Origin of the sequence: Stenotrophomonas sp. OVS01A, assembly GCF_019969775.1 — a bacterium.
GTDB lineage: Bacteria > Pseudomonadota > Gammaproteobacteria > Xanthomonadales > Xanthomonadaceae > Stenotrophomonas > Stenotrophomonas indicatrix.
Genome location: NZ_JAHXYV010000003.1, coordinates 286,468 through 312,822 on the forward strand (window position 1 = coordinate 286,468; position 26,355 = coordinate 312,822).

The following is a 26,355-nucleotide window of genomic DNA, read 5'->3' on the forward strand; positions in this document are numbered from 1 at the left end:
TCAGCCTGCCGCCACCGCGCGCTTGGCCGCCGCCACGATCCGCTCCACGCTCGGCAGATACTTCATCTCCAGGCGGAACAGCGGAATGTGGGTGTCGTAACCGGTGACGCGCTCGACCGGAGCCAGCAGGTCGTAGATCGATTCCTCGGCCAGGCGTGCGGCGATTTCCGCGCCGAAGCCCGCGGTCTTCGGGGCCTCCTGCACGATCACGCAGCGGCCGGTCTTGGCCACCGACTCGGCGATGGTGGCAAAGTCCAGCGGACGCAGCGTGGCTACGTCGATGACTTCGGCACTGATGCCTTCGCCGGCCAGCTTGTCGGCCGCTTCCAGCGCTTCCTTCACCTGCGCGCCCCAGGTCACCAGGGTCACGTCGGTGCCATCGCGCAGCACGAAGCACACGTCCAGCGGCAGGGCTTCGCCGTCGTTGACGACCACTTCCTTGTACTGGCGGTAGATGCGCTTGGGCTCCATGTAGATCACCGGATCCGGCTCGCGGATCGCGGCCAGCAGCAGGCCATACGCGCGCTGCGGCGAGGACGGCAGCACCACGCGCAGGCCCGGCACGTTGGTGAAGATCGCTTCGTTGGCCTCGCTGTGGTGCTCCGGCGCACGGATGCCGCCACCCCACGGCACGCGCAGCACCATCGGGCAGTGCAGGCGGCCACGGGTGCGGTAACGCAGGCGCGCGGCGTGGCAGATGATGTGGTCGACCATCGGGTACATGAAGCCATCGAACTGCGCTTCGGCCACCGGCTTCATGCCCTGTGCGGCCAGGCCGATGGTGAGGCCGGCGATGGTGGTTTCATCCAGCGGGGTGTCGAGGATGCGGTCGGCGCCGAAGCGCTGCTGCAGGCCGGCGGTGGCGCGGAACACGCCGCCGTTGACGCCCACGTCTTCGCCCAGCACCAGCACCGACTTGTCGTGCTCCAGCTCCCAGGCCAGCGCCTGGGTGATGGCTTCGATGAGGGTGATCGGGGTGTCGGTCATGTTTTGTTCTCCGCGCGCGACGGCAGCGCTGTCGGCGGCGTTGGTATGCGCGCTGGACGCGCCGTTCTTGATCTCATCCATGGCGCTGCTCCAGGGCGATCGCCTGGGCACGCTGGGCCAGCAGGTCCTGCGGCGGGTCGGCATAGAGGAAATCGAACATCGCCTCGACCGGCTGCACCGGCGTGTTGAGGTACAGGTTCACTTCCTCGTCCACGCGCTTGCCGCACTCGGCGGTCCAGGCAGCTTCTTCTTCCTCGCTCCAGACACCGGCGTTGGTCAGGTACTTGCGCAGGCGCAGCATCGGCTCGCGCTGCCAGGCATCCTTCACTTCGGCGTCGTCGCGGTAGCGGCGGGCGTCATCGGCGGTGGTGTGGTCCGACAGGCGATAGGTCATCAGTTCCAGCACGGTGCCGCCGTCGCCGGCCAGCGCACGCTCGCGCGCCTGCAGCATGGCGGCCATCACCGCGATCAGGTCGTTGCCGTCCACCTGCAGGCAGTGCAGGCCGCCGGCCAGGCCCTTCTGTGCCAGCGTCTCGGCACCGGTCTGGGCCGAACGCGGGACCGAGATGGCCCAGCCGTTGTTGACGATGCACAGGATCAGCGGCAGCTTGTAGGCACCGGCCGAATTCAAGGCCGCGTAGAAGTCGGTCTTGGAACTGCCACCGTCGCCGCATACGGCCACCGCGATCTGCGGTTCCTTGTTGAGCTTGAACTTCAGCGCAGCGCCTGCGGCGTGCAGGCACTGGGTGGAAATCGGCACGCAGAACGGGAAGTCCTTGGCGGCATTGCCGCCGTAGTCGTTGCCGCGCTCGTCGCCGCCCCAGTACATCAGCACGTCGTGCGGGCGCACGCCACGCATGAACATCGCGCCGTACTCGCGGTAGGACGGTGCGAACACGTCGTCCTTCTGCATCGAGGCGCCGATGCCCACATGCGCGGCTTCGTGGCCGAGGCAGGCCGCGTAGGTGCCCAGCTTGCCGGTGCGCTGCAGCGCGATCGACTTGCCGTCGAACACGCGCACGAACAGCATCTGCTTGAACATCGGCAGCAACGCGCGTGGGTCGCGCAGGGCTTCGGGCAGGTCATCGCGGACGAGCGTGCCGTCCGTGTCCAGATACTGCAGGTATTCGATCTTGAACTCAGCGGCAACCGTCATTGCGTACTGCACCTTCGACAGAGAAGTTACAAATGATATGAATCGCCATGTTAAGGAATGCGTACGAAAAAGCCGTCCTGCGGCGCAGCACGGCCCACCGGCCTTTGTACCCCCTTCCGGGCGCATGATGCCAATAACTTCAACGTATTCAGCCATTGCTGCAAAGCATCACAAGCGACGCTGGGCTGAGCGCCAGTAGAACGGCGCAAACGGTTCCACGCGCAACCACCGTTCCACAGGCCTACCGCACGCCCCGGTACGGTCATCGCGGCTGCCAGCGCGGCGGCAACGCGCTACCCTTGCCGCCCCCGATCTGGTCCCGCCCATGTCCGTCGACAACAACCAACGCGATCTCGAAGCCGGTATCCACACCGATCTGCAGGGGCGGCTGACCTACGGCGGCTACCTGCGGCTGGACCAGCTGCTCAGCGCGCAGCAGCCGCTGTCCAACCCGCCGCATCACGACGAGATGCTCTTCATCATCCAGCACCAGACCTCCGAGCTGTGGCTGAAGCTGCTGGGCCACGAGCTGGGTGCGGCGATCGGCTTCCTGCAGCGCGATGAGGTCTGGCAGTGCCGCAAGGTGCTGGCGCGCAGCAAGCAGGTGCTGCGCCAGCTGACCGAGCAGTGGTCGGTGCTGGAAACGCTCACCCCGTCCGAGTACATGGGCTTCCGCGACGTGCTGGGTCCGTCCTCGGGCTTCCAGTCGCTGCAGTACCGCTACATCGAGTTCCTGCTGGGCAACAAGAACGCGCAGATGCTGCAGGTGTTCGAGCACGACACGGCCGGGCAGGCGCAGCTGCGCACCGTGCTGGAGGCGCCGAGCCTGTACGAGGAATTCCTGAAGTACCTGGCCCGCTTCGGCCACGCCGTGCCGGCGGTGTACGAGGCGCACGACTGGACCCAGCCACACGTGGCCGACGACAGCCTGCAGCCGGTCTTCGAACGCATCTACCAGGACACCGACCGCTACTGGCGCGAGTACGCGCTGTGCGAGGACCTGGTGGACCTGGAAACGGCTTTCCAGTTGTGGCGGTTCCGCCACATGCGCACGGTGATGCGGGTGATCGGCTTCAAGCGCGGCACCGGCGGCTCGTCCGGCGTGGGCTTCCTGGCCAAGGCGCTGGAACTGACCTTCTTCCCTGAATTGTTCCAGGTACGCACCACCCTGCAGGCTGCGCCCCCGCCGGATCTGGCCTGATCCCCATTCAGCTTGGCCGCCCGCGGCTGGCTGAATCGTTTCAGATGCAAGTTCAGCGAGCAGGCTGCGACCTGCCTCAAACGGCGTGTATTTGACGTGAACGCCAGAAGTCGGTGATCCTCGCGCGTTGCTTCACCGCACATCGGACGTGCCTCCATCCACCGAACCAGGAATTCCGCATGAGCGTAAACGCCACTGCGAACACCCCAGAGCCGGCGCTGCCGGACTTCAACACCACGATGGGCCACCCGCGCCCGTTGTGGATGCTGTTCATGACCGAGTTCTGGGAGCGCTTTGCGTTCTACGGCATCCGCTGGGCGTTGGTGCTGTACATCGTTGCCCAGTTCTACAACGGCAATGCCGCCGGTGAAGGCGACGCCAGCCGCATCTACGGCGCCTACCTGGCGCTGGTGTACGCCGCAGCCATCTTCGGCGGTTACGTGGCCGACCGCGTGCTGGGGTACCAGCGATCGATCCTGACCGGCGCGATCATCATGGCCGTCGGGCTGTTCATGATCTCGCTGCCGCAGGAGCACATCTTCAAGCTCGGCCTGGCCACGATCATCGTCGGCAACGGTCTGTTCAAGCCCAACATCTCGACCATGGTCGGCAAGCTGTACGGCCTGAAGGACGAACGCCGCGACTCGGGCTTCACCATCTTCTACATGGGCATCAACATCGGCGCGATGATCGCTCCGGTGCTGACCGAGTACCTGGCCCGCAAGGTCTTCGGCACCTCGGAAATGCCGTCCTACAAGGTCGTGTTCATCGCTTCCGGCGTGGGCATGCTGATCTCGCTGGTGTGGTTCTACATCGGTCGTGCCGGCCTGAAGGGCATCGGCGCACCGCCGGCCGGTGCCGAAGGCTTCGGCCGCATCGTCATGGTGCTGGTCGGTTCGCTGTTCGCCATTCCGGTGGCCTACTTCCTGCTCGCCACCGGCGCCACCGCGCTGGCCTGGATCCTCGGCGTGATGTTTGCCGCGCTGGCCGTGCTGCTGCTGGTGGAAGGCATCCGCGAGGGCAAGGTGCAGCGCGACCGCGTGATCGCCATGCTGATCATCTTCGCCTTCAACGTCATGTTCTGGATGTTCTTCGAACAGGCCGGCAGCTCCTTCACCTTCCTGGCCGAGAACATCGTCAACCGCCAGCTGGGTGATTGGACCTTCCCGACCGCGTGGTTCCAGTCGGTCAACTCGGTGGCGATCATCACCCTGGCGCCGATCATCGCCTGGATCTGGGTGGCCCTGGGCCGCGCCAATCCGTCCATCCCGCGCAAGTTCGGCCTCGGCCTGCTGTTCAACGGCGCGGCCTTCGCCCTGCTGATGTTCGCCCTGTCGACCATGGTCGTGGACGGCAAGATCCCGTTCTGGACCCTGTTCATGGTCTACGTCATCCAGTCCGTCGGTGAGCTGTGCCTGTCGCCGATCGGCCTGTCGATGGTGACCAAGCTGGCCCCGGTGCGCCTGGTCGGTTTCGGCATGGGTGGCTGGTTCCTGTCCACCGGCATCGGCAACAACCTGTCGGGCATCTTTGCCGGTGCGGTCAGCGGTGAAGGCGGCATGACGGTCGAATCGGCCCTGAAGGGGTATACCTTCGGGTTCTGGGCCTTGATCGGTTCGGGTGTGGTCCTGTTCCTGGTCGCGCCGCTGATCAACAAGCTGATGCATGGCGTGAAGTAATGAGAGGGTAGTGGGCATGCGTACAACGTTCGGTGGTGCAGTGGTGGCAGTGGTGTGTGCGGCGCTGATCGGCGCCTGTTCGCAGCCTCAACCTCCCGCGGCCCCCGAGCCCACGCAGCCCCTCGACACCCGCCCCACCGAGCCACCGGTCGCTGACCCCAGCGAACCGGTGGCCTCGGGGAACACCCCGGCGGCGGCCGACATCGCCGCCATTGCCGGGCTTGGCGCGCAGTTCGACCCGGCCCGCAATCCCGTTGCCGACCTGGAAACGGCCAAGGTCGAGGCCCAGCGCGGCAACAAACGCATCATCCTGGAAGTGGGCAACGCCGCGTGCGAGCCCTGCCATGCGCTGGATGAAGCCGTGGAAGGCAATGGCGATCTGCGCCGCTTCCGTGATGCCCACTACGTGTGGGTGAAGGTCAACGACAGCGCCGAGAACCCGAACGCGGCGTTCCTCGGCCAGTTCCCGCCGCTCGAAGGCGAGCACCCGCACCTGCTGGTGATCGATGCCGACGGCACCCTGCTGGCGCCGCAGCCCAGCGAAGCAATGCGCAAGGGCAATGCCGTGCAGACCGCACGCGTGATGGCGTTCCTCAAGCAGTGGGCACCTGATCGGTAGCGCCCGGCGTTTCCCGCCCGCTGCCCGGCCATCCACGCGTGGCGTGGATCTACAGATCATTACCCTTCGGCCGTTAATGGCAAGGACCTCACTGCGCCACCCGGCGCGACCGGAGCGCCCATGCACAGCGACCACGCCGAACGCCTGCCCGAACCTGCCAGCCCGTTGGCCGAAGGAGAGGCACCCGATGGCGTGAGCCTGCCTGCGCAGGAAGCCCTGCTGGATGACGCCGGCACCGGCGACGACACGCTGGAGTTGGCACCGCCGCGGCATCGGCTGCCGCAGATCGCCCTGCCCGACAACGTGGTGCTGAAAGGCGCGGTGCAGAAGCTGGTGGAACAGAAGGCGCGGCTGGATCGACTCGCCGCCGAAGGACAGCTGGCCGGCCTGCTGCCGCCGGAATGGCACGGCAACGGCGTGCGTGCCATCGACCTGTCCAGTTTCGTGCAGGGCGTGCTGCCGTTCCTGCAGCCCGCTGAGCGTGGTGAAACCGCACCAGCCCGCCTGCCGGTGCGCCATGTGCTGGGCGACGACAGCCGCTGGGGCCTGGCCGACGTGCCCGAACCGAAGTCACTGGCCTGGTACCTGGCCAGCGATGACCGCGCCAACGCGGGCAGCAAGGATGTCGCCGAGGCCTATCTGGTCGGCGCGCTTGGCCTGGCCTGGATGCAGGAAGGGCGCAGCCGTCCCGGCTTCCTGCGTGCGATGGACCAGGACAGCCTGGCGGCCCGGGTGACCATGCTGGGCTACCCGCCGCCGAGCGAGCTGGCGTTGTACAGCGTGACCGCACACGGCCAGCCGCAGATCTGGTGTGTGCATGGGCGGCGCAGGCTGCGTCCGCTGGTGGCGCCATGGCTGAGCGTGCCGCTGCTGACCGCCTATGGCGTGCCGGCACCGGTGGCGTGGCCGGGCAGCTTCCCGCCCGTCGAGGCCGTGGCCGAGGCGATTGCCGCCGCGCGTCCGGGCAAGCTGTTGCCGGAAGTGGATCTGGGCAGAGTGGTAGCGAAGATCGCCGAAGATGCCTCGTCCGAAGCGTGGCAGCCGGTCAGCCTGCTGCAGCTCAACACCTGGTCGCCGCGCTGGCCCTTCTTCCTGGGCACCTTCGTCGGCCTGCCGTCGCTGCTGCTGGTCACTGCCGCACTGGCGTTGCCCGGGGCGGTTGAAGCGGCGACTGTTGCTGCCTCGCTGGGCTTTGCCGGTGGCGCCATCGGCGCGCTTGCGGTGCCGTGGATCCATGCGCGGCGCAAGCATCTGAGCTGATCGAGTGGGTCATCCACGCATGGCGTGGATCTGTCGATCCTTGCTGAGTGGAGGCTAGGGATCGATGTCTTCAGCAGTGAGTTCCATGCGTTGCCGGGCACGCTCGGTGGCGGCCTGCAGTCGTTGCTTGAGGACTTCCCGGGAGGGAAGGGAGGTCAGGTACTCCGCCACATGGATGCCTGAGCGGTCCAGCTCCAGCAACTCGATCTGGCCTGCCTTCTTGCCTGTGCAAAGGATGATGCCCAGCGGCGCCTCTTCCCCTTCCTCTCGTTCATAACGATCCAGCCAACGCAGATAGAGCTCCATCTGGCCCTTGTACGCTGGCTTGAAGTCACCGATCTTCAATTCGACGGCCACCAGCCTGCGCAGGCGGCGGTTGTAGAACAACAGGTCGAGATGGAAGTCATCGTCGTCGATCTGGATGCGTTTCTGGCGGGCGACGAAACTGAAGCCTGCCCCGAGTTCAAGCAGGAACCCCTGCATTTCACGCAGGATGGCGCCTTCCAGTTCCTGTTCGTCCCAGCAGTCCTTCAACCCGAGAAAATCCAGTACGTACGGGTCGCGCAGGACCAGGCCCGGGGAGAGCTGCTGGTTCCTGCGCAACGCCGACAGCTCATTGGCGATTGTCTGTTCGGGCTGGCTGGAGAGTGCTGTGCGTTCGTACAGCATCGAATCGATGCGCTGGCGCAACATGCGGACACTCCAGCCTTCCGTGCTGGCCATCTGGGCGTAGAAGTCGCGTTTGAGTGGATCAGACAGCGGAATCAGCGCGATGAAATGGGTCCAGCTGAATTGTCGTAGCAGTGATACGACAATCTGCTCGTCGGCAAATGCGATGGAGAACTGCACCATCCTGCGCAGGCTCTTTTCACCGAACGAGCCGCCGAACTCGGTAGACAGCGTTCTTGCGATGCGCTTGAACAGGACCTCCCCATAGCGTGCCCGATGTCCACCCATCTGATCGACATGGATGCGACGTCCTATACGCCAGTAAAGCAGCGTCAGTTCGGCATTGACGGTCCTGACCATTCCGGCGCGGGCCGTGGATATCAGTGTCCGGATATCAGCCAGCAGGTCGTTGGTATGCGGCAGGGTGGGGCGCGGTGTGTCATCCATGAGGTGCTTTCCATCAGGGTCAGGGCTCGGCAATCACCCGCAACGCACTGGCATAGCCCTTGGCGAGACTGGTCAGGTCAAGCAGCCGGTTCAACGACAGCAGCAGGCCTGGCTGGCAGGCCTTCAGGCGATGATGCTCAAGCCAGGCCTCGGTGACGTTTTCCAATGTGGCCAAGGCCTCATCGATGCGCTGCAGGTCGGCATCGCGGTCGATGGGCCCGGTGGTGGGGTGATGGGGGCGTGTCATGGCGAAGCTCCGTAGCGGGCCGCCGGGAAGGCGGCAGGCGGTGCGTGGTTGAAAGACCGCTCAAACGCGAAAACGGTGGGCACCAGGCCCCACGCACCGCCCGCCATAGGGCAGACCCGGCTGCAGAATGGCGCCCACCGTAAGATGGGCACCATGGGTGCAGCGTCGTTACGCGTTTGAGTGACGGGCTTTCAACCCCGGCAGCGGAGCGCCGCTGCGTTCCCACCCTCAGGCCTGTGCAGCCCGCCGTCCAATAGGCAATGCCACTCGATACGCGAATGTCGATACAGCCGCTCTGTCGGTCAGGACTCTACCGGCCCGATGCCGAAACATCAGGTGGTAAATGCGACACGTTGAGTCGAACCCGGCCGAAAGACCGTTCGTCGGCGGGCCATGAACACCGCGCGTTGCACGTCATCAATGGCCTGCGCCGGATCCCTCACAGCGCAGCCCGCGACATCATCCACGCGTGGCGTGGATCCAAGTGTCGACCAAGGTCGACACCTACCAAGGGCGGCGAGGGCGCCGCCCCGAAGGGATCAGACCCCTTCGCCCATCCGCTCCAGGCCATCGCCGGCCAGGCGCAGGATCAGCTTCTCCAGCACCTGCTCCTCTTCCTCGCTCAGCACCGACATCAGCTTGCGGGTGATCTCGATCACCATCGGCGCGATCGTTTCGTATACCTCGAACCCCGCCGCCGACAGCGCCAACACCGAACGGCGGCGGTCATCGCCATGCGTCTCACGCTTGATGAAACCGCGCTCCAGCAGGCGGGCCACCGCGCGGCTGACCGCGACCTTGTCCATCGCCGTGCGGTCGGAGACCTCGCTGGCCGACGACCCGGGGTACAGCGCCAGGATGGTGATCACCCGCCACTCCGGAATGGCCAGGCCATAGCGGTCGCCGTACAGCTTGGCGATGTTGCCGCTGACCCGGTTGGACAGCACGCTCAGCCGGTACGGCAGGAACTGTTCCAGGTCGAGCAGGACGTGGGAGGCACGCAGGCGGGTGGAAACGGGATCGGCGGGGCTCATGTTGCGGTGCACCTTGCTGGTGGTTTCAAGTGTAACTATAAGTGTTGGGTCCGTACCCTGCATTCTCGCCGGGTCCAACCCCGCCCGCACCTGGTTTGTGCCGATGCGGCACCGATTCGGAGCCACGCCATGAATACCGCAGTCCCGTCCGCCTCGCATCCCAACCCCGGCATGCAGGTCACCACCTTCGAAAACCCGATGGGCATCGACGGCTTCGAGTTCGTCGAATTCGCCGCACCGGCCGGCCGTGGTGCCGAGCTGCACGAGTACTTCCGCAAGATGGGCTTCAGCGCGGTGCTCAAGCACAAGCAGCGTCCGATTACCGTCTATCGCCAGGGCGACGTCAACTTCCTGGTCAATGAAGACCCCGATTCGTTCGCCGCCGACTTCGCTGAAAAGCACGGCCCGTGCGCCTGCGGCTTCGCCATCCGCTTCAAGAAGCCGGGCGCGGAGGTCTACCAGACCGCGCTGGGCAATGGCGCCGAAGCCATCGCCTTCAAGCCGGAGAGCAAGGCGGTCAACGCCCCGGTCATCAAGGGCATCGGTGACTGCATGCTGTACCTGGTGGACCGCTACGGCGATGCCGGCAGCATCTTCGATGGCGACTACGAGCTGATCGCCGGCGCCGAGCTGCGCCCGAAGGGCTTCGGCCTGACCTTCATCGACCACCTGACCCACAACCTGTACTTCGGCAACATGCAGCAGTGGTCGGACTATTACGAGCGCCTGTTCAACTTCCGCGAGATCCGCTACTTCGACATCAAGGGCCTGAAGACCGGCCTGGTGTCCAAGGCGATGACCGCGCCGGATGGCATCGTGCGCATTCCGCTGAACGAATCGTCCGACCCGAAGAGCCAGATCAACGAGTACCTGGACGCGTACAAGGGCGAGGGCATCCAGCACATCGCCTGCTTCACCGAGAACATCTACGAAACGGTCGAAGCCATGCGCGCGCAGGGCGTGGATTTCCTCGACACGCCGGAGACCTACTTCGATGTGATCGACCAGCGCGTGCCCAACCACGGTGAGGACGTCGCCCGCCTGGCGAAGAACAAGATCCTGATCGACGCCGACCCGGAAACCCACCAGCGCAAGCTGCTGCAGATCTTCACCCAGAACTGCATCGGCCCGATCTTCTTCGAGATCATCCAGCGCAAGGGCAACGAAGGCTTCGGCGAAGGCAACTTCACCGCGCTGTTCGAGAGCATCGAACGCGACCAGATCCGCCGCGGCGTGCTGTAAGGTTTCCACAACGGCACCTTCTCCACCGGTAGCGCCGGGCCATGCCCGGCGGCTTTCCCCAGGCTTCCAGGAACCCCCATGTCTCCCTCCATCACCGCCCGCGGCTACCAGTCCGGTTTCGGCAACGAGTTCGCTAGCGAGGCCGTGCCCGGTGCGCTGCCCGTCGGCCAGAACTCGCCGCAGAAGGTGGCCCATGGCCTGTATGCCGAGCAGCTGACCGGTACCGCATTCACCGCACCGCGCGGCAGCAATCGCCGCAGCTGGCTGTACCGGATCCGTCCGGCGGTTACCCACGGTGAGTTCACTCCCTTCGCGCAGTCGCAGCTGCAGTGCGATTTCAGTGCACAGCCGGCTTCGCCGAACCAGCTGCGCTGGAGCCCGCTGCCGCTGCCGGAACTGCCCACCGATTTCGTCGAAGGCCTGTACACGATGGGCGGCAACGGTTCGCCCGACGCGCATGCCGGTGTCGGCATCCATCTGTACGCGGCCAACCGTGACATGGTCGGCCGCTACTTCTACGACGCCGACGGCGAACTGCTGATCGTGCCGCAGCTGGGCAGCCTGCGCCTGCTGACCGAGCTGGGCGTGATCGAGATCGAACCGCAGCAGATCGCGGTGGTTCCGCGCGGCGTGCGCTTCCGCGTCGAGCTGCCGGATGGCCCGAGCCGTGGCTACATCTGCGAGAACTTCGGCGCACTGCTGAAGCTGCCCGACCTGGGCCCGATCGGTTCCAACGGCCTGGCCAATCCGCGCGATTTCGAGACTCCGCATGCCGCGTTCGAAGACGTCGACGGCGATTTCGAACTGATTGCCAAGTTCGACGGCCGCCTGTGGCGTGCGCCGATCAATCATTCGCCGCTGGACGTGGTCGCCTGGCACGGCAACTACGCGCCGTACCGCTATGATCTGCGCCGCTTCAACACCATCGGCTCGATCAGCCACGACCACCCGGATCCGTCGATCTTCCTGGTGCTGCACTCGCCCAGCGACACCCCGGGCACCAGCAACATGGACTTTGCGATCTTCCCGCCGCGCTGGCTGGTGGCGCAGAACACGTTCCGCCCGCCGTGGTTCCACCGCAACATCGCCAGCGAGTTCATGGGCCTGGTGCATGGTGCCTACGACGCCAAGGCCGAAGGCTTCGTGCCGGGCGGTGCGTCGCTGCACAACTGCATGAGCGGCCACGGTCCGGATGCCCCGACCTTCGACAAAGCCTCCAATGCGGACCTGTCCAAGCCGGATGTGATCAAGGACACCATGGCCTTCATGTTCGAGACCCGCGGGGTGATCCGCCCGACGGCGCAGGCGCTGGCAGCAAGCCACCGGCAGGGCGATTACCAGCAGTGCTGGAACGGCCTGCGCAACAATTTCCGTTGATCGTCTGCATCCACGCATGGCGTGGATCTACCGGAAAGCGCGATATCGCATCCACGCATGGCGTGGATCTACCGGGAATCGCGATATCGCGTGCACGCGTGACGTGGATCCATCCGGGCACGTGATGTAGTAGATCCACGCCATGCGTGGATGCTGTTCGCCGGTTCAGGCAATGGCCGCGAACGCACTGCAATGCTCCACCGGCAGCGCCTCCATCAGCCGCTGCCGCACGCGCTGGCAGTACCCTTCCGAGGTCAGCGCCGGCAGCACCTGCAGCGCCGATTGCATCACCCGCAGCACCTCGCCTTCGGCACGCGCCTGCTGCAGGTCGCGGAACAGCGCCGCTGCGTTGGGATGCCGCTGCATCTCCAGGATTCCCAGCACATAGATGCGCGCGGCGACCAGCGAGCGGCGGCGCTCGACCGGCGCCGCAGAAGCGGCAGTGACTGACGGCGCCAGCGGAGCCGTCATCGCAACCGGCGCAACTGGCGTGGAGGCGGGTGCGTCCGCAGCGGTCACCAGGTAGCCGCCCTGGATCAGCTGGATCACCATCGCTGCCGCGTCCTGCCCAAGCAGTGCGGTCAGCTCGGCGATGCTGCGCTGGCCATCACACAGGATCAGCAGGCGTCGCTGGCGCATGTCCAGCGGTGCGCGGTGGGCCTGCAGCGCGGTTCGGGCGAGGTCGGTCTTGCGCGGTTGCATGGGGAGGACAGCCAAGTCGGTGCTCGCCCAGCCTGAATGAGGGCGATGAAACCGCGATGACAATGCAGCGCCTGCACGCCGGCTGCGGTAGCGTGCACCCACCCTGTGCCAAGGATCCGCACCGATGAAGCATCTCCCGATGGCCGGCCTGCTGCTGTTGTCGTTGGCCGCCTGCAACCGTAGTCCCGAGACCGCCGCACCGGCAGCGCCGCCCGCGGCCACCGCACCGGCGAAGGATGCCTCCGTTCCCGCCGACGCCGACCTGGCCACCGCTTCGCCGGTGGATCCGCGCAGGGACAGCCCGGCACGCCTGGATGGCTTTGGCGGCGCCACGCTGGGCGCAGGCATCGCCGAGGTCCGCAGTGGCTTCGGCACCCCCTTGCAGGGTCTGGGTACCGACGCCACGGGCAAGCCGCTGCCTGCCGACGATGCCAATGAAGGCTGCTACTTCCTGCACCCGCAGGGGGCCGAAGACCCGCGCCTGATGTTCGAGGCGCGCAAGCTGGTCCGCTACGACGTACGCAGCCCGTCCATCGTCGCTCCCGGTGGCGGCCGGGTCGGCATGACCCTGGGCGAGCTGCAGGTGCTCTATCCCGAGCGCGCCGACGTCGGTCCTGACAAGTACGACGACAAGGCCCAGCACCTGCGCGTGCGCCCGGCGCAGGAGGGGGCGGCGATCATCGATTTCGCCCTCGGCGCTGACGGCAAGGTCGGCGCCTGGCGGGTCGGCAGGACCCCGCAGGTGGACTACGCCGAAGGCTGCGGCTGATCGGCCATCCTCGGCTCACCCGCCGCGGGTGGGCCGAGCGTAGAATCGCGCCACGACCGCTGGGGAGCGCCCGATGATCGCTATTGCTATTGCCTGGTTCCTGCTCGGCCTGCTGTTGCTGGCCCTGGGTGGGGACTCCATCGTCAAAGCCGTGTCCGGCCTGGCGCAGCGTTTCGGCGCCAGTGCATTCACCGCAGGCCTGCTGTTGCTGGGTATCACCACCTCGCTGCCGGAGCTGGCGGTCAACGCCCGCGCGCTGGTGGTGGGCCAGCCGGAGCTGGCCTTGGGCAATGCCGTCGGCAGCAGCGTGGTCAATCTCGGCCTGACCCTGGCGGTGGCCGCGATGGTGGCGCCGTTGCTGCTGCGCGCGCGCCTGCAGGCCGTGCTGTGGTGGGGGCTGCTGGCCGCGGGCCTGCTGCTGATCGTGTTCGGGCTCGATGGCCGCCTGCTGCGCTGGGAGGCCGGCGTGCTGGTGGCCGGGTTCGTGGTGGTGCAGTTCCTGCTGCTGCGTCGCGGACGCCATGAGAGCGCCGAGGTACAGGCGATCATTGCCGAGTCGGCCCTGAGCCGCACCAGCCTGCCGTTGAACGTGCTGCGCCTGCTGGTTGCCGCACTGGCGTTGTATTGGGGCGCGCGCCTGGTGGTCGGTGCCGCCGCTGATTTCGGCGCCGCGCTGGGCTGGACGCCGCTGCTGGTGGGTCTGCTGCCGGTGGCGATCGGCACTGCGTTGCCGGAGGTGGCGGCCGCGGTCGCGGCAGCACGCCGTGGTCACGGCGACATGGTGCTGGGCCACGTGCTCGGCTCCAGCGTGGTCAACCTGATGCTGGTGATCGGTGCGATGGGGCTGCTGCAGCCGCTGGCGTTGCCAGCCTCGTTCGTGCGCCTGGAACTGCCGGCGGTGCTGGCCTTCGCACTGGTGCTGTACCCGATGCTGCGCGGCGACCTGCGCATCAGCCGCATCGAAGGTGCGGTACTGCTGGGCGCGTTCGTGGCCTGGCTGGGGCTGGAAATCGCGCTGGTCACACCGGTCTGAGGTAGTGCCGGCCGCTGCCCGGCAACTTCGGCGAACTCGCAGCCAGGCATGGCCTGGCTCTACTGGCGGTTATCCGGGGTCGTGCCGACCAACGGTCGGCACCCACCGTCAACGCGCGGTGGTTTCCTCTTCCCGCTCCGGTTCCGGCGGGGGCAGCTGCTCGTCTTCGGCCCGCTCGTTGCCCGGCAGGCTGGGGCGCGTTTCCATCAGCAGCGACAGTGCGGCCTTGGCCATCAGGTGCGCGCTGATCGGTGCGGTGATGAACAGGAACACGGTGATCAGCAGCTCGCGCGGCTGCGGGTCCTGGCCCAGGAAGATGTGGTAGCACACCGAGCACACCAGCACGCAGCCCACGCCCAGCGTGCTGGCCTTGGTCGGTGCGTGCAGGCGCTTGAAGAAGGTGGACAGCTTCACCAGGCCCAGTGCGCCGACCAGGATGAAGAAGCAGCCGAACAGCAGCAGGATCGACAGCGCGATCTGGATGAAGGTGATCATTCGACGATGTCCCGGCGCAGCACGAACTTGCTCAGCACCACGGTGCTGCCGAAGCCGAGCATGGCGATGATCAGTGCCGCCTCGAAGTAGATCGCCGAATTGAGGTACATGCCGAACAGCATCAACTCGGCGATGGCGGTCACCGACAGCGTATCCAGTGCAAGGATGCGGTCGGGCACGGTCGGCCCGCGCAGCAGGCGCCAAGTGGCCAGCAGCATGGCCAGGCCGACCACGTGCATGCACACCACCAGGGTGGTCTGGATGATCTGGAATCCAGTCATGGGAAGATCTCCATCAACGGGGCTTCATAACGGCGCTTGATCGTGTCGATCAGCTCCTGCGGGTCTTCCAGGTGCAGCACGTGCACCAGCAGGAATTTGCGGTCGTCGCTGAGGGCGGCCGACACCGTGCCGGGGGTCAGGGTGATCATGCTGGTCAGCGCGGCGATGCCGTGGATGTTGGCGATGTCCAGCGGCAGCCAGATGAAACCGGGGTGGATGTTCTTTTCCGGGCCCAGCACCTGGATGGCCACGCGGATGTTGGACATCAGGATGTCCCACAGGGTCACGAACAGCAGCTTCGGCAGCGGCCGCAGGGTGCCGATGCGGGCGAACTCGCGGTCCAGGCGCGCGGCGAACAGCGGAATGACCACGCCCAGCAGCAGGCCCAGCAGGAACTGGCCGAGCGTGAAGCTGTCGGACATCAACAGCCAGAACACCACCACCATCACGCTCAGCGCGGGAGAGGGCAGCAGGCGGCGGATCGGGGAACGCTTGGCGGTCATGGCTGGCGGATCTCCGGCGTGGTCGCGCGCAGCTGCTGCACGTAGTCGCCCGGCTGCAGCAGCTGGGTGGCGATGGCGTCGGTGTGCTGCATCAGCGGGGCAGCGAACAAGGTCATGCCGATGCCGTAGGCCAGCAGGATGCAGGCGGCAAACAGCTCCACACGACGCAGCGGTGCCTTGCGCGGTGGCGGTGCATCGGGATCGGGCAGCGGCACGCGCCAGAACAGGCGGATGCCGCCGCGGGTCAGGCCCATGATGACCAGCAGGCTGCTGACCAGCACTGCGGTCCACACCGCGCCGGTGTACTGCGCCGGCATGCCGGCCAACAGCGCGGCCTTGGCCAGGAAGCCGGACAGCGGCGGCAGGCCGGCCACCGACACCGCCGCAATCAGGAACAGCACGGCCGGGGTCTCCTTGCCGGGCATCGGTGCGATCACTTCCTTGCGGTCGCTGGCGCCGCCACGGCGGCGTCGGATCAGGTCGGCGACCAGGAACAGTGCGGCGGCGACGAAGCTGCTGTGCGGCAGGTAGTACAGGCCGGCCGACAGCACCTCAGGCGTGCCCACCGAGAAGGCGATGAACAACGTGGCCGCCGAGACGATCACCAGATACGAAATCAGCACTCGCAGGCGCGCGGCGGCCAACGCGCCCAGGCCACCCAGCACCAGCGTCGCTACGCCGGCCCACAGCAGCCAGTCGCGGCCGTAGCCGGCCATCGCCCCCGCATCCTCGCCGAACCACAGCATTTGGATGCGCAGCACGGCATACAGGCCCACCTTGGTCATGATCGCGAACAGCGCCGCCACCGCCGCCGGCGCACGCGCATACGATTCGGGCAACCACAGGTACAGCGGCATCAGCGCGGCCTTGGCACAGAACACCAGCAGCAACAGGCCCATCGTCGCCTTCACCAGGGTCAGCTGCGCAGGCGGCACTTCGGCGATGCGCTGCGACAGCTCGGCCATGTTCAATGAACCCAGCGAGGCGTACAGCAGGCCCAGTGCGATCAGGAACAGGGTCGAGGCGGTGACGTTGAACACCACGTAGTGCAGGCCGATGCGCATGCGCAGGCCACGGCCGCCACTGAGCAGCAGGCCGTAAGAGGCGATCAGCATCACCTCGAAGAACACGAACAGGTTGAAGATGTCGCCGGTCAGGAAGGCGCCGTTGAGGCCGACCAGCTGGAACTGGAACAGCGCATGGAAGTGCGGTGCGCGCCGGTCCCAACCCGAACACGCATGCAGCAGGCAGGGGATGGCCAGCAGCAGGGTGGTCAGCAGCATCCACGCCGACAGCCGGTCGGCCACCAGTGCGATGCCCAGGCGCGACGGCCAGTCACCCAGCAGGTACACGCGGATGTCGCCGCCAGCGGTGTCGGCGAACAACAGGCCGACCACCACCGCCAGCGCGCCCAGCGCGGTCCACGCCACGGCGCGCTGCACCTTCGGCCCATAGCGGCGGTGTTCAACGAACAGCGACAGCGCAGCGCCGAGCAGCGGTACCAGGATCGGCAGGATCACCAGATGATTCATGCGCGGTCCTCGCCCCGGCGCGGCGGTGCATCGTCGTCCGGCTCGTGCGCGTCCACGTGGTCACTGTGGTTGTCGCTGCGGCTGCGCATGGCCAGCACGATGCTGACGGCGGTCATCGCAAAGGCAATGACGATGGCGGTCAGCACCAGCGCCTGTGGCAGCGGATCGGTGTAGTTGCCCAGGTGGCTCTCCACGCCTTCCTGCAGCACCGGCGCCTTGCCCTGCACCACGCGGCCACCGGCGAAGATCAGCAGGTTGGTGGCGTAGGACAGGAAGGTCATGCCGAGGATCACATCGAAGCTGCGCGCGCGCAGCAGCAGGTAGATGCCGATGGCGGTCAGCACGCCGATCGCAGAGGCCAGGGCCAGTTCCATCAGTGCATCTCCCCCGTTCGTGCCGAGCGGCGTTGCAGGTCGATCTCGCCCTTGCGCGCGGTGCGCGTCCGCGAGGGTTTGACGGTGGCCATCATCGACAGCATCAGCATCGCGCCACCGAACACCACCAGGTACACGCCGATATCAAAACCAATCGCGCTGGCCAGCGGTACATCGCCGATCAACGGCAGGTGCAGGTCCAGGTGGCCGCTGGTCAGGAACGGCACGCCGAACAGCATCGACGCGGCGCCACTGAGGATGGCGATCAGCAGGCCGGTACCGATGCAGCGTATGTAGTCGAAGCCGAAGCGTGACTCCACCGAGGCGGTGCCCTGGATCACGTACTGGATCAGCAGCGGCACTGCCAGCACCAGGCCGGCGATGAAGCCGCCGCCCGGCGCGTTGTGGCCGCGCAGGAACAGGAAGATGGAGACCGTCAGGGTCAGCGGGAACATGATCTGGGCCAGATCGGCCGGCACCGGCAGCTTGATCGGCGGACCGGGCATGATCTGCTCCGGCGCCATCCGCGTGCGACGCAGCAGCGCATGCACGACCAGTGCGGCAATGCCGAACACGGTGATCTCGCCGAAGGTATCGAAGCCGCGGAAGTCGACCAGGATCACGTTGACCACGTTCTGGCCGTACGCCTCGGGCAGGGCGCGGGCAAGCAGCTCGCCGGCCATGGTGTTCGGCGGCAGGGTCATCGCGCTGTACGCCAGCGCGCCCAGGCCGGCACCGGCCACGATCGCGATCAGCGCATCACGGCGCTTGCGCCAGCGCGGCCGCTCCGGGCCGGACTGTGCCGGCAGGTAGTTCATGCCCAGCAGCATCAGTACCAGGGTCACCATCTCCACCAGCAGCTGGGTCAGCGCCAGGTCCGGTGCGGACAGGAACACGAAGGTCAGCGCCACCATCAGGCCGACGCCGCCGACCAGCAGCACGGCCAGCAGACGCTGCTTGTACATGCGCAGGGTCGCCACCGCGCAGGACATCATCACCAGCCACAACGCCCAGCCCAGCAGCGGGATCGGCTGCGGTCTGGTCCATTCCGGCGAGGCCGGGTTGGCGATGTAGGGCGCGGCGGCGACCACGATCGCCACCAGCACCAGGCCCAGCAGCATGCGCTGCAGGCTGCCGTTGGCGATGCCGGCGGTCAACCGCTGCGCACCGGCCGACAGCAGGTCCAGCTGGTGGTGGAAGACGTTGCGTCCCGGCGTGGTGTTGGTTACCGCATGCAGATCGATCAGCTTGCGCAGGCCGAAGTAGAGGGCCACGCCACCGACCACGCCAGCGGCGCTCATCGCCAGCGGCAGGTTGAAGCCATGCCAGATCGACAGGTTGTACTCGGGCATCGCGCTGCCGAGGATCGAGGCGGCTGCCGCGTGCAATACCGGGGCCACGGTCACGGCCGGGGCGATACCCACCGCCACGCAGATCACCACCAGGATCTCCACCGGCACCTTCATCCAGCGCGGCGGTTCGTGCGGCACGCGGTCCAGGCCATGCGGGCCCTTGCCGAAGAACGTGTCGTGCACGAAGCGCAGGCTGTAGGCCACGCCGAACACACCAGCCAGCAGCGCGGCGATCGACACCGCCGTGCGCATGGTGTCGGTGCCGCCCGCCGAGAGCGCTTCGGCGAACAGCATTTCCTTGGACAGGAAGCCGTTGAGCAGCGGGATGCCGGCCATCGCCAGCGAGGCGATGATCGCCAGCGCGCTGGTGAACGGCATCAGCCTGCGCAGGCCACCCAGCTTGCGCATGTCACGGGTGCCGGTCTCGTGGTCGATGATGCCGGCGGCCATGAACAGCGAGGCCTTGAAGGTGGCGTGGTTGATGATGTGGAACACGCCGGCGACCACCGCCATCGGCGTGGACAGGCCGAACAGCAGGGTGATCAGGCCCAGGTGCGAGATCGTCGAATAGGCCAGCAGGCCCTTCAGGTCATGCTGGAAGATCGCGTTCCAGGCACCGATCAGCAGGGTGATCGCACCGATGCCGCTGACCGTGTAGAAGAACAGATCGCTGCCGGCCAATGCCGGATGCAGGCGCGCCAGCAGGAACACACCGGCCTTCACCATGGTGGCCGAGTGCAGGTAGGCCGACACCGGGGTGGGGGCGGCCATCGCGTGCGGCAGCCAGAAGTGGAACGGGAACTGCGCGCTCTTGGTGAAGATGCCCGCCAGCACCAGGAACAGGGCGTAGGGGTACAGCGCGCTGGCGCGGATCTGCTCGCCGGCGGCCAGCACCACGTCCAGGTCGAAGCTGCCGACGATGCGGCCGATCAGCAGCACGCCGGCCAGCAGCGCCAGGCCGCCGCCGCCGGTGATCACCAGCGCCATCCGCGCGCCCTCGCGCGCGTCCTGGCGGTGCGACCAGAAACCGATCAGCAGGAACGAGCTGATGCTGGTCATTTCCCAGAAGACCATCAGCAGCAACAGGTTGCCCGACAGCACCATGCCCAGCATGGCGCCCATGAACAGCAACAGGTAGGTATAGAAGCGGTGCGCGTTGTCCTGGCTGCTGAGATAATAGCGCGCATACAGCACCACCAGCGCGCCGATGCCCAGCACCAGCCCCGCAAACATCCAAGCCAGGCCATCCAGGCGCAGGGTGAAGTCCAGGCCGATCTGCGGCAGCCACGGCACCATCGTGCGCACCACCTGGCCATCAAGCACCGATGGGGTCAGCCAGGCGAGCATCGCCAGCCCGCCCAACGGCGCCAGCGCCGCCAGCCAGGCAGCAGTCGAGCGCGAACTACGGGGGAAGGCTGCGACAGCCACTGCCATGAGGAACGGCAGGGCCAGCAGCAGGGGCAGGCTGGGGAGCATGCAGGGAATCCATGATTCACGAGCAGGTCAGGGAGCATAACAGGCTGCCAAATGTCGCCGAAACCCATTGAACAGCGATCAATTGCATGTAACGTGCGCTGATTCATTTTTTCTGCGATGCAGCATGCCGCGCGGATGACCCATCAGGACCCGGTGGGCAGGTCCACCCTACGCCCACGCAGGGACAGCGCAGCCCCTGTCGCACAGGGACCGCCGCCGCTGGGCGGGGCAAGGTGAGGAGGTCACCGCGGCAGGCTGGCAGGCACGCCGTGCAGTGTCGGTGACGGGATCTGCCCGTTCAGGAAACGAAGGCGTCGACGCGGCGACGCTGGTCAGTAGCGCCAGTCGAGCTTGCGATAGGCCTTGGCCATCACCCACGCCGGGCCGATCAGCAGGTAGGTCAGGTCGGTCAGGAAGCTGGGCTTGCGGCCTTCGAACTTGTGGCCGATGAACTGCGCGATCCAGGCGACGACGAAGACGCCGATGGCCAGCGAGCGCAGGTTGTGCAGGCCGATTTCCGCTTCCAGCAGTCGGCACAGGCAGCCGAACACGAAGAACTGGATGAGCATGCCGATGCCCAGCGGACGCGACAGCTTGTTGTAGAAGCACCACGCGCTGAACATCGCGAACGCCGACCAGATGCCGTACTGGAACCAGGTGATCAGCGGCGGCACGCACCACAGCAGGGCCACCACCGACCACAGGATCGCCGGCACCGCCACCACGTGGATGCGCTGGTTGACCACATTGCGGTGGTCGTCGGAGTAGCTGGCGAAATAGCGGTCGATCGGACGCGCAAGCTGGGTGCTGGTCTGCATGTGGCCAGCATACCCCGGGCGGGGCCGGCAGTAGAGCCAGGCCATGCCTGGCTGCAGGTTCGCGGGGTTGCCGGCCAGCGGCCGGCACTACCAACTGGCAGTAGAGCCAGGCCATGCCTGGCTGCAGGTTCGCGGGGTTGCCGGCCAGCGGCCGGCACTACCAACCGTCAGTGAGCCAGGCCATGCCTGGCTGCAGTTTCGCCGGGGTTGCCGGCCAGCGGCCGGCACTACCAACCGTCAGTAGAGCCAGGCCATGCCTGGCTGCAGTTTCGCCGAGGTTGCCGGCCAGCGGCCGGCACTACCAACCGTCAGTAGAGCCAGGCCATGCCTGGCTGCAGGTTCGCGGGGGTGCCGGCCAGCGGCCGGCACTACCAACCGCCAGTAGAGCCAGGCCATGCCTGGCTGCAGTTTCGCCGGGGTTGCCGGCCAGCGGCCGGCACTACCAACCGCCAGTAGAGCCAGGCCATGCCTGGCTGCAGGTTCGCGGGGTTGCCAGCCAGCGACCGGCACTGCCAACCTCCAGTAGAGCCAGGCCATGCCTGGCTGCAGGTTCGCCGGGGTTGCCGGCCAGCGGCCGGCACTACCGCACTCAGAACGCCCCCGCCACCCGGGCCGGGGGCGCAGGGGAATCAGTCGACGCTGATCCCGGCCAGGCGCTGCAGCGCCTCGGCGTACTTGGCGCGGGTGCGCTCGATGATCTCTGCCGGGATGCTCGGGCCCGGGGCGGTCTTGCCCCAGTCCAGCGTCTCCAGGTAGTCACGCACGAACTGCTTGTCGTAGCTCGGCGGGCTGGTGCCCACTTCGTACTCGTCGGCAGGCCAGTAGCGCGAGGAATCCGGCGTCAGCATCTCGTCCATGATGTACAGGCGACCGTCGGCGTCGGTACCGAACTCGAACTTGGTGTCGGCCAGGATGATGCCGTGCTCGCGTGCGTAATCGGCCGCGAACTTGTAGATGCGCAGCGTCGCGTCGCGCACCCGCTCGGCCATTTCCGCACCGACCGTCTTCACCATCGCGTCGAAGTCGATGTTCTCGTCATGGTCGCCAACGGCGGCCTTGGTCGAGGGGGTGAAGATCGGCTCGGGCAGCTGCTCGGCCTGGCGCAGGCCGTCGGGCAGCTCGATGCCGCTGACCTTGCCGGTGCGCTGGTAGTCCTTCCAGCCGCTGCCGATCAGGTAGCCACGGGCGATGGCTTCCACCGGTACCGGCTTCAGCTTGCGGGTGATCACCGCGCGCTTGGCGTACAGGGCCGCGTCCACGCCATCGGGCAGCACGCTGGCCACATCGATGCCGGTCAGGTGGTTGGGCATCAGGTGCGCGGTCTTGGCGAACCAGAAGTTGGACACCTGGCAGAGCATCTCGCCCTTGCCCGGGATCGGGTCGGGCAGGACCACATCGAACGCCGACAGGCGATCGGTGGCGACCATCAAGAGGTAGTCCCCCGGTGGGGTACCGGCCGGCAGTCGCTCGCGCGGGATATCGAACACATCACGCACCTTGCCGCGGTGGCGCAAGGGCAGGCCGGGGAGATCGGATTGCAACAGCGTGGTTGGCACGGGCACTCCTGGGGCTTCGTCGAGACGGCTGCCCAGGGGACCCGGCGGGCCCGCAACTGGTCAGCGGGCGGCCTAGTGTAAAGCGGTCCGGGCCCGCTGTGACGTAAAATGAGCGTCCATTTCGTCGGCCGACCCCGGAGCGCCATGCGCTGGTACGGAAAACTGCTCGGATTCATCGCCGGCGCCCTGCTGTTCCGGCCCAATCCGCTGTTCGGCGCGGTGGTCGGCCTGTTGCTGGGGCATGCCTTCGACAGCGACTGGTTCCGCCTGAACAAGGAGAACCCGTACCGCGAGCTGGGGCTGACCTCCGAGGCCACCGATGCCGAGGTCGAGCGCGCCTACCGCAAGCTGATCTCCCAGTACCACCCCGACAAGCTGGGCGGCGCCGCCCCCGAGCTGCAGCAGCAGGCCGAGCAGAAGTCGCGGCGCATCAACGCCGCCTACGACCGCATCAAGACCCTGCGCAAGCGCTGACCCCATTGCCCCGCCTGCGGGCGGGAGACCCCTTTCCCCGTTCCGAAGGCCCCGGCCATGTCCAACTGCCTCATCGCTCCTTCCATCCTCTCGGCCAACTTCGCCCGCCTGGGCGAGGAAGTCGACAACGTCCTCGCCGCAGGTGCGGACTGGGTCCATTTCGATGTGATGGACAACCACTACGTGCCCAACCTGACCATCGGCCCGATGGTCTGCCAGGCGCTGCGCAAGCACGGCGTCACCGCGCCGATCGACGTGCACCTGATGGTCGAGCCGGTCGACCGCATCATCCCGGACTTCGCCGAGGCCGGTGCCACCTACATCAGCTTCCACCCGGAGGCCAGCCGCCACGTGCACCGCACCATCCAGCTGATCCGCTCGCTGGGCTGCAAGCCGGGCATCGTGCTCAACCCGGCCACCCCGGTGGACATCCTCGACTGGGTGCTGGACGACCTCGACCTGGTGCTGCTGATGTCGGTCAACCCGGGCTTCGGCGGCCAGGCCTTCATTCCGTCGGCCTTGGACAAGCTGCGCGTGGTGCGCCAGAAGATCGATGCCAGCGGCCGTGACATCCGCCTGGAGATCGATGGTGGCGTGAAGGCCGACAACATCGGCGAGATCGCCGCCGCTGGCGCCGACACGTTCGTCGCCGGCTCGGCCATCTTCAACGCCAAGACCAGCTACCAGGACGTGATCGCGCAGATGCGCGCCAACGTCGCTGCAGCGCGCTGACAAAAAGGGGACGGAGGGGATTAAGCTCGTTCAATTCCCTCCGTTCCCTCTTCGCCCATGGCACTGTTGAACATCCGCCCGGCCACCGTCGCCGACGCCGGCCTGATCCTTCGGTTCATCCGCGAACTGGCGATCTACGAGAAGGCCGAGCAGTCGGTGCAGACCGATGAGATCGGCATCGCCGAAAGCCTGTTCGGCGCCGACGCCACCGCCCGCGCGCTGGTCTGCGAGGCCAACGGTGAAGCCATCGGCTACGCGGTGTATTTCTACAACTATTCCACTTGGCTGGGGCGCAAGGGCATCTACCTGGAAGACTTGTACGTGAGCCCGGAAAAACGCGGCTCCGGCGCGGGCAAAGCGCTGCTGAAGTACATCGCCCGCCAGGCGGTAGCTGAAGGTTGTGGTCGCTTCGAATGGTCGGTGCTGGACTGGAACACGCCGGCCATCGAGTTCTACACCGCAGCCGGCGCCAGACCGCAGGACGAGTGGACGGTGTACCGGTTGGAAGGTGAGGCGCTGAAGGCATTCGCCGGGTAGGTCGTTTCCTGGTGACTGGTGTGCCGATGAAATACGCCATTGCCGCACTCCGCCAGCGGCTGCCGGCCCCGATTGCCGTCTGCAGGCAGGCGCTGGAGGCTGCCGGCGGTGACCTGTCACAGGCGCACGCCTTGGTGGTTGATCAGCTCGTGGCCGATTACGGGCACCGCACAGGGTTGGGGGTCGCCGAGGCCGCCATCGAGCTGCAGGCCGCTGGCCATGACGTGGAACGCGCCATGATGCTTTGGCGTCGCCGCCACCCATCGCCGCCGCCGCGGCCATTCGCGGCGCTTGAAAAGGGATGGGCACTGGCAGCGGAGCTGGCTTCGGCGGACACCGGGTTGCGCTGTTTCGCCCATGTCATCTCTGGCGAACAAGACACCTACGAGCTGCGCATGATCACCCATGCCGCACGCTTCACCGAGACCGCCTATGGCTTCGACTACGACTACGCCATGCAGGACGCGCAGACCAGGGTGGAACGCAGGTTCGTGACCGGAATTCCGGCGCTCAACCTTCTGTTGCAGGAGTACGCAATTGATGAAGCGATGTTGTGCAGCATCGATGCCTTCGACAGCTGCCTCCTGCACGGTCCCATCGAGGCTTACCTGTGAGCCGATATGCAGCGCCGCGCAGCAAAAAAAAAGCCACGCCAAACGCTGGCGTGGCCTTGCTGCATGCGTGGGAGGCTGATCCTGCCTCCATCCGTCGTCCCTGCTATGGCCTTCCATTCTCCCGGTGGCCGATGACACCTGCATGACATGCCGCGCGGGCGAGCCCAGCGCCCTGACCTGAACGGTGGCCGCCGCCTTTCACTGGCCCCGAACGCGCGGTTGCTAGCCTGTGCCGCCCTTCCCTGGAAGCACCGCATGAGCACCCCCCGCTGGCGCCTGATCCTCAACGGCAAGTCCGCAGGCAACGATGACCTGCGCGAGGCCGTGGGCCACTGGCGCGAACGCGGCGTGCAGCTGGAAGTGCGGGTGACCTGGGAAGACGGTGATGCCGAGCGCTACGTCGCCGAAGCCATCGACCACGGCGTGGACGTGATCGTGGCGGCCGGCGGCGACGGCACGCTCAGCGCGGTGGCCGAGACGCTGGCCCATCGCGACGAGCCGGCTGAGGCGCTGCCTTCGCTGGCGCTGGTGCCGATGGGCACCGCCAACGATTTCGCCACCGCTGCGGGCATTCCGGTGGAGCCGCAGGAGGCCTTCGCGCTGATTGCCGGCGGCCACCCACGCCCCATGGACCTGCTGCGCGTCGATGCCGACGGCAAGCCATGGTGGTGCGCAAACCTCGCCAGCGGTGGCTTCGGTACTCAGGTCACGGTGGAAACCGATGCCGGCTTGAAGAAGATGCTTGGCGGACTGGCCTATGTCATCACCGGTATCGCCAAGCTCGGCCGCATCGAACCCATCACCGCACGCCTGAGCGGGCCGGACTTCCAGTGGGAAGGTGGGTTCATCGCGCTGGGTATCGGCAACGGCCGTCAGGCCGGTGGCGGCCAGCAGCTGTGCCCCCAGGCACTGATCGATGACGGCCTGCTGGACGTCACCGTGGTGCCGGAACTGGAGGGTGAAGTCGCAGCCACCCTTGGACAGATGCTGACCGGCGGCAAGGAGGCGGCGCTTGAACGTGTCGCCACGCGCGCGCAGCTGCCGTGGCTGCAGATCGACGCACCGCAGCCGTTGACGTTGAACCTGGACGGCGAACCGGTGCAGGCACGCCGCTTCCGCATCGACTGCGTGGCGGGCAGGGTGCGGATGCATCTGCCGGATGACTGCGTGCTGCTTTCCGGCAGCTGAG

Annotated in this window: 27 protein-coding genes; 13 read left to right on the forward strand and 14 right to left on the reverse strand. The window is 66.6% G+C overall.

Annotated elements, in window-relative coordinates; translation table 11 throughout:
• Both LC407_RS14175 and pdhA read right to left on the reverse strand, forming a co-directional pair.
• Positions 1 to 1,068, reverse strand: coding sequence for an alpha-ketoacid dehydrogenase subunit beta (locus tag LC407_RS14175; protein WP_025874584.1), 1,068 nt, complete (start codon positions 1,066 to 1,068; stop codon positions 1 to 3).
• Positions 1,061 to 2,143, reverse strand: a complete 1,083-nt coding sequence (gene pdhA, locus LC407_RS14180) for a pyruvate dehydrogenase (acetyl-transferring) E1 component subunit alpha (RefSeq protein WP_032976633.1) — start codon at positions 2,141 to 2,143, stop codon at positions 1,061 to 1,063. The genes LC407_RS14175 and pdhA overlap by 8 nt, the downstream gene beginning before the upstream one ends.
• Positions 2,144 to 2,468: 325 nt before the next feature.
• On the opposite strand from pdhA, the gene LC407_RS14185 reads away from it, so the two are divergent.
• From LC407_RS14185 to LC407_RS14200, 4 genes are all read left to right on the forward strand, one after another.
• Complete coding sequence (locus LC407_RS14185) at positions 2,469 to 3,344, forward strand: tryptophan 2,3-dioxygenase family protein (RefSeq protein ID WP_025874586.1); 876 nt, start codon at positions 2,469 to 2,471, stop codon at positions 3,342 to 3,344.
• A 179-nt stretch (positions 3,345 to 3,523) separates the two neighbouring features.
• Entirely contained in the window at positions 3,524 to 5,023 is a 1,500-nt protein-coding gene (locus tag LC407_RS14190) for an oligopeptide:H+ symporter (RefSeq protein ID WP_033832413.1), read from the forward strand.
• A gap of 16 nt (positions 5,024 to 5,039) precedes the next feature.
• Complete coding sequence (locus tag LC407_RS14195; protein WP_033832411.1) at positions 5,040 to 5,642, forward strand: thioredoxin family protein; 603 nt, start codon at positions 5,040 to 5,042, stop codon at positions 5,640 to 5,642.
• A gap of 120 nt (positions 5,643 to 5,762) precedes the next feature.
• Positions 5,763 to 6,902 carry a hypothetical protein gene (locus LC407_RS14200; protein WP_033832410.1) on the forward strand — a complete coding sequence of 380 codons (1,140 nt, stop codon included), beginning with the start codon at positions 5,763 to 5,765 and terminating at the stop codon, positions 6,900 to 6,902.
• A gap of 54 nt (positions 6,903 to 6,956) precedes the next feature.
• Here the strand turns inward: LC407_RS14200 and LC407_RS14205 are convergent, their stop codons facing one another.
• The 3 genes from LC407_RS14205 to LC407_RS14215 form a co-directional block, all read right to left on the reverse strand.
• Entirely contained in the window at positions 6,957 to 8,018 is a 1,062-nt protein-coding gene (locus LC407_RS14205) for a PDDEXK nuclease domain-containing protein (RefSeq protein WP_223483057.1), read from the reverse strand.
• Positions 8,019 to 8,037: 19 nt separating this feature from the next.
• Positions 8,038 to 8,265 carry a hypothetical protein gene (locus tag LC407_RS14210; RefSeq protein WP_025874590.1) on the reverse strand — a complete coding sequence of 76 codons (228 nt, stop codon included), beginning with the start codon at positions 8,263 to 8,265 and terminating at the stop codon, positions 8,038 to 8,040.
• A gap of 539 nt (positions 8,266 to 8,804) precedes the next feature.
• Entirely contained in the window at positions 8,805 to 9,299 is a 495-nt protein-coding gene (locus tag LC407_RS14215; protein ID WP_049467584.1) for a MarR family winged helix-turn-helix transcriptional regulator, read from the reverse strand.
• A 129-nt stretch (positions 9,300 to 9,428) separates the two neighbouring features.
• On the opposite strand from LC407_RS14215, the gene hppD reads away from it, so the two are divergent.
• Positions 9,429 to 10,541, forward strand: a complete 1,113-nt coding sequence (gene hppD, locus LC407_RS14220) for a 4-hydroxyphenylpyruvate dioxygenase (protein ID WP_170919610.1) — start codon at positions 9,429 to 9,431, stop codon at positions 10,539 to 10,541.
• Between the two features lie 78 nt (positions 10,542 to 10,619).
• Positions 10,620 to 11,918 (forward strand): homogentisate 1,2-dioxygenase, encoded by a 1,299-nt coding sequence (gene hmgA / locus LC407_RS14225; protein WP_223483058.1) that lies wholly within the window; start codon positions 10,620 to 10,622, stop codon positions 11,916 to 11,918.
• Between the two features lie 165 nt (positions 11,919 to 12,083).
• Here hmgA and LC407_RS14230 read toward each other — a convergent pair whose 3' ends face one another.
• Entirely contained in the window at positions 12,084 to 12,620 is a 537-nt protein-coding gene (locus tag LC407_RS14230) for a hypothetical protein (RefSeq protein ID WP_218788108.1), read from the reverse strand.
• Positions 12,621 to 12,744: 124 nt separating this feature from the next.
• Between LC407_RS14230 and LC407_RS14235 the strand changes: the two genes are divergently transcribed.
• Positions 12,745 to 13,389: a hypothetical protein gene (locus LC407_RS14235; RefSeq protein WP_223483059.1), complete on the forward strand. Its 645-nt coding sequence runs from the start codon at positions 12,745 to 12,747 to the stop codon at positions 13,387 to 13,389.
• 73 nt (positions 13,390 to 13,462) lie between these two features.
• The gene (locus LC407_RS14240; RefSeq protein ID WP_033832407.1) at positions 13,463 to 14,422 is read left to right on the forward strand and encodes a sodium:calcium antiporter; all 960 of its coding nucleotides are present in this window, start codon (positions 13,463 to 13,465) and stop codon (positions 14,420 to 14,422) included.
• A gap of 108 nt (positions 14,423 to 14,530) precedes the next feature.
• On the opposite strand, the gene LC407_RS14245 is transcribed toward LC407_RS14240, so the two are convergent.
• The 8 genes from LC407_RS14245 to LC407_RS14280 all read right to left on the reverse strand — a co-directional run bounded on the left by LC407_RS14245 (position 14,531) and on the right by LC407_RS14280 (position 22,809).
• Positions 14,531 to 14,917 carry a Na+/H+ antiporter subunit G gene (locus LC407_RS14245; protein WP_025874597.1) on the reverse strand — a complete coding sequence of 129 codons (387 nt, stop codon included), beginning with the start codon at positions 14,915 to 14,917 and terminating at the stop codon, positions 14,531 to 14,533.
• Positions 14,914 to 15,198, reverse strand: coding sequence for a K+/H+ antiporter subunit F (locus tag LC407_RS14250; protein ID WP_025874598.1), 285 nt, complete (start codon positions 15,196 to 15,198; stop codon positions 14,914 to 14,916). Before LC407_RS14250 ends, LC407_RS14245 begins: the two co-directional genes overlap by 4 nt.
• Positions 15,195 to 15,701: a Na+/H+ antiporter subunit E gene (locus LC407_RS14255; protein ID WP_025874599.1), complete on the reverse strand. Its 507-nt coding sequence runs from the start codon at positions 15,699 to 15,701 to the stop codon at positions 15,195 to 15,197. Before LC407_RS14255 ends, LC407_RS14250 begins: the two co-directional genes overlap by 4 nt.
• Positions 15,698 to 17,233, reverse strand: a complete 1,536-nt coding sequence (locus LC407_RS14260) for a monovalent cation/H+ antiporter subunit D (protein WP_025874600.1) — start codon at positions 17,231 to 17,233, stop codon at positions 15,698 to 15,700. The genes LC407_RS14255 and LC407_RS14260 overlap by 4 nt, the downstream gene beginning before the upstream one ends.
• Positions 17,230 to 17,607, reverse strand: coding sequence for a Na+/H+ antiporter subunit C (locus tag LC407_RS14265; RefSeq protein WP_025874601.1), 378 nt, complete (start codon positions 17,605 to 17,607; stop codon positions 17,230 to 17,232). The genes LC407_RS14260 and LC407_RS14265 overlap by 4 nt, the downstream gene beginning before the upstream one ends.
• Positions 17,607 to 20,435, reverse strand: coding sequence for a monovalent cation/H+ antiporter subunit A (locus LC407_RS14270; RefSeq protein ID WP_223483060.1), 2,829 nt, complete (start codon positions 20,433 to 20,435; stop codon positions 17,607 to 17,609). Before LC407_RS14270 ends, LC407_RS14265 begins: the two co-directional genes overlap by 1 nt.
• Before the next feature lie 332 nt (positions 20,436 to 20,767).
• Entirely contained in the window at positions 20,768 to 21,253 is a 486-nt protein-coding gene (locus tag LC407_RS14275; protein WP_025874603.1) for an Mpo1-like protein, read from the reverse strand.
• Positions 21,254 to 21,882: 629 nt separating this feature from the next.
• Positions 21,883 to 22,809 (reverse strand): phosphoribosylaminoimidazolesuccinocarboxamide synthase, encoded by a 927-nt coding sequence (locus LC407_RS14280; RefSeq protein WP_223483061.1) that lies wholly within the window; start codon positions 22,807 to 22,809, stop codon positions 21,883 to 21,885.
• Positions 22,810 to 22,953: 144 nt separating this feature from the next.
• Here LC407_RS14280 and LC407_RS14285 point away from each other — a divergent pair, with 144 nt between their 5' ends.
• The 5 genes from LC407_RS14285 to yegS all read left to right on the forward strand — a co-directional run bounded on the left by LC407_RS14285 (position 22,954) and on the right by yegS (position 26,354).
• Positions 22,954 to 23,283 (forward strand): DnaJ domain-containing protein, encoded by a 330-nt coding sequence (locus LC407_RS14285; protein WP_025874605.1) that lies wholly within the window; start codon positions 22,954 to 22,956, stop codon positions 23,281 to 23,283.
• A 57-nt stretch (positions 23,284 to 23,340) separates the two neighbouring features.
• Positions 23,341 to 24,015, forward strand: a complete 675-nt coding sequence (rpe, locus tag LC407_RS14290; protein WP_025874606.1) for a ribulose-phosphate 3-epimerase — start codon at positions 23,341 to 23,343, stop codon at positions 24,013 to 24,015.
• Positions 24,016 to 24,072: 57 nt separating this feature from the next.
• On the forward strand, positions 24,073 to 24,552 hold the full coding sequence (locus tag LC407_RS14295; RefSeq protein WP_025874607.1) for a GNAT family N-acetyltransferase: 480 nt from the start codon (positions 24,073 to 24,075) through the stop codon (positions 24,550 to 24,552).
• A 26-nt stretch (positions 24,553 to 24,578) separates the two neighbouring features.
• Positions 24,579 to 25,166 carry a hypothetical protein gene (locus LC407_RS14300; protein WP_223483062.1) on the forward strand — a complete coding sequence of 196 codons (588 nt, stop codon included), beginning with the start codon at positions 24,579 to 24,581 and terminating at the stop codon, positions 25,164 to 25,166.
• 255 nt (positions 25,167 to 25,421) lie between these two features.
• Positions 25,422 to 26,354: a lipid kinase YegS gene (gene yegS / locus LC407_RS14305; protein WP_105164779.1), complete on the forward strand. Its 933-nt coding sequence runs from the start codon at positions 25,422 to 25,424 to the stop codon at positions 26,352 to 26,354.
• Position 26,355 lies beyond the last annotated feature (1 nt).

Excerpts from the sequence above, each read along its gene's own strand:
- LC407_RS14175 (WP_025874584.1), bottom strand. The coding sequence starts at position 1,068 with ATGGATGAGATCAAGAACGGCGCGTCCAGCGCGCATACCAACGCCGCC.
- pdhA (WP_032976633.1), bottom strand. The coding sequence starts at position 2,143 with ATGACGGTTGCCGCTGAGTTCAAGATCGAATACCTGCAGTATCTGGAC.
- LC407_RS14185 (WP_025874586.1), top strand. The coding sequence starts at position 2,469 with ATGTCCGTCGACAACAACCAACGCGATCTCGAAGCCGGTATCCACACC.
- LC407_RS14190 (WP_033832413.1), top strand. The coding sequence starts at position 3,524 with ATGAGCGTAAACGCCACTGCGAACACCCCAGAGCCGGCGCTGCCGGAC.
- LC407_RS14195 (WP_033832411.1), top strand. The coding sequence starts at position 5,040 with ATGCGTACAACGTTCGGTGGTGCAGTGGTGGCAGTGGTGTGTGCGGCG.
- LC407_RS14200 (WP_033832410.1), top strand. The coding sequence starts at position 5,763 with ATGCACAGCGACCACGCCGAACGCCTGCCCGAACCTGCCAGCCCGTTG.
- LC407_RS14205 (WP_223483057.1), bottom strand. The coding sequence starts at position 8,018 with ATGGATGACACACCGCGCCCCACCCTGCCGCATACCAACGACCTGCTG.
- LC407_RS14210 (WP_025874590.1), bottom strand. The coding sequence starts at position 8,265 with ATGACACGCCCCCATCACCCCACCACCGGGCCCATCGACCGCGATGCC.
- LC407_RS14215 (WP_049467584.1), bottom strand. The coding sequence starts at position 9,299 with ATGAGCCCCGCCGATCCCGTTTCCACCCGCCTGCGTGCCTCCCACGTC.
- hppD (WP_170919610.1), top strand. The coding sequence starts at position 9,429 with ATGAATACCGCAGTCCCGTCCGCCTCGCATCCCAACCCCGGCATGCAG.
- hmgA (WP_223483058.1), top strand. The coding sequence starts at position 10,620 with ATGTCTCCCTCCATCACCGCCCGCGGCTACCAGTCCGGTTTCGGCAAC.
- LC407_RS14230 (WP_218788108.1), bottom strand. The coding sequence starts at position 12,620 with ATGCAACCGCGCAAGACCGACCTCGCCCGAACCGCGCTGCAGGCCCAC.
- LC407_RS14235 (WP_223483059.1), top strand. The coding sequence starts at position 12,745 with ATGAAGCATCTCCCGATGGCCGGCCTGCTGCTGTTGTCGTTGGCCGCC.
- LC407_RS14240 (WP_033832407.1), top strand. The coding sequence starts at position 13,463 with ATGATCGCTATTGCTATTGCCTGGTTCCTGCTCGGCCTGCTGTTGCTG.
- LC407_RS14245 (WP_025874597.1), bottom strand. The coding sequence starts at position 14,917 with ATGATCACCTTCATCCAGATCGCGCTGTCGATCCTGCTGCTGTTCGGC.
- LC407_RS14250 (WP_025874598.1), bottom strand. The coding sequence starts at position 15,198 with ATGACTGGATTCCAGATCATCCAGACCACCCTGGTGGTGTGCATGCAC.
- LC407_RS14255 (WP_025874599.1), bottom strand. The coding sequence starts at position 15,701 with ATGACCGCCAAGCGTTCCCCGATCCGCCGCCTGCTGCCCTCTCCCGCG.
- LC407_RS14260 (WP_025874600.1), bottom strand. The coding sequence starts at position 17,233 with ATGAATCATCTGGTGATCCTGCCGATCCTGGTACCGCTGCTCGGCGCT.
- LC407_RS14265 (WP_025874601.1), bottom strand. The coding sequence starts at position 17,607 with ATGGAACTGGCCCTGGCCTCTGCGATCGGCGTGCTGACCGCCATCGGC.
- LC407_RS14270 (WP_223483060.1), bottom strand. The coding sequence starts at position 20,435 with ATGCTCCCCAGCCTGCCCCTGCTGCTGGCCCTGCCGTTCCTCATGGCA.
- LC407_RS14275 (WP_025874603.1), bottom strand. The coding sequence starts at position 21,253 with ATGCAGACCAGCACCCAGCTTGCGCGTCCGATCGACCGCTATTTCGCC.
- LC407_RS14285 (WP_025874605.1), top strand. The coding sequence starts at position 22,954 with ATGCGCTGGTACGGAAAACTGCTCGGATTCATCGCCGGCGCCCTGCTG.
- rpe (WP_025874606.1), top strand. The coding sequence starts at position 23,341 with ATGTCCAACTGCCTCATCGCTCCTTCCATCCTCTCGGCCAACTTCGCC.
- LC407_RS14295 (WP_025874607.1), top strand. The coding sequence starts at position 24,073 with ATGGCACTGTTGAACATCCGCCCGGCCACCGTCGCCGACGCCGGCCTG.
- LC407_RS14300 (WP_223483062.1), top strand. The coding sequence starts at position 24,579 with ATGAAATACGCCATTGCCGCACTCCGCCAGCGGCTGCCGGCCCCGATT.
- yegS (WP_105164779.1), top strand. The coding sequence starts at position 25,422 with ATGAGCACCCCCCGCTGGCGCCTGATCCTCAACGGCAAGTCCGCAGGC.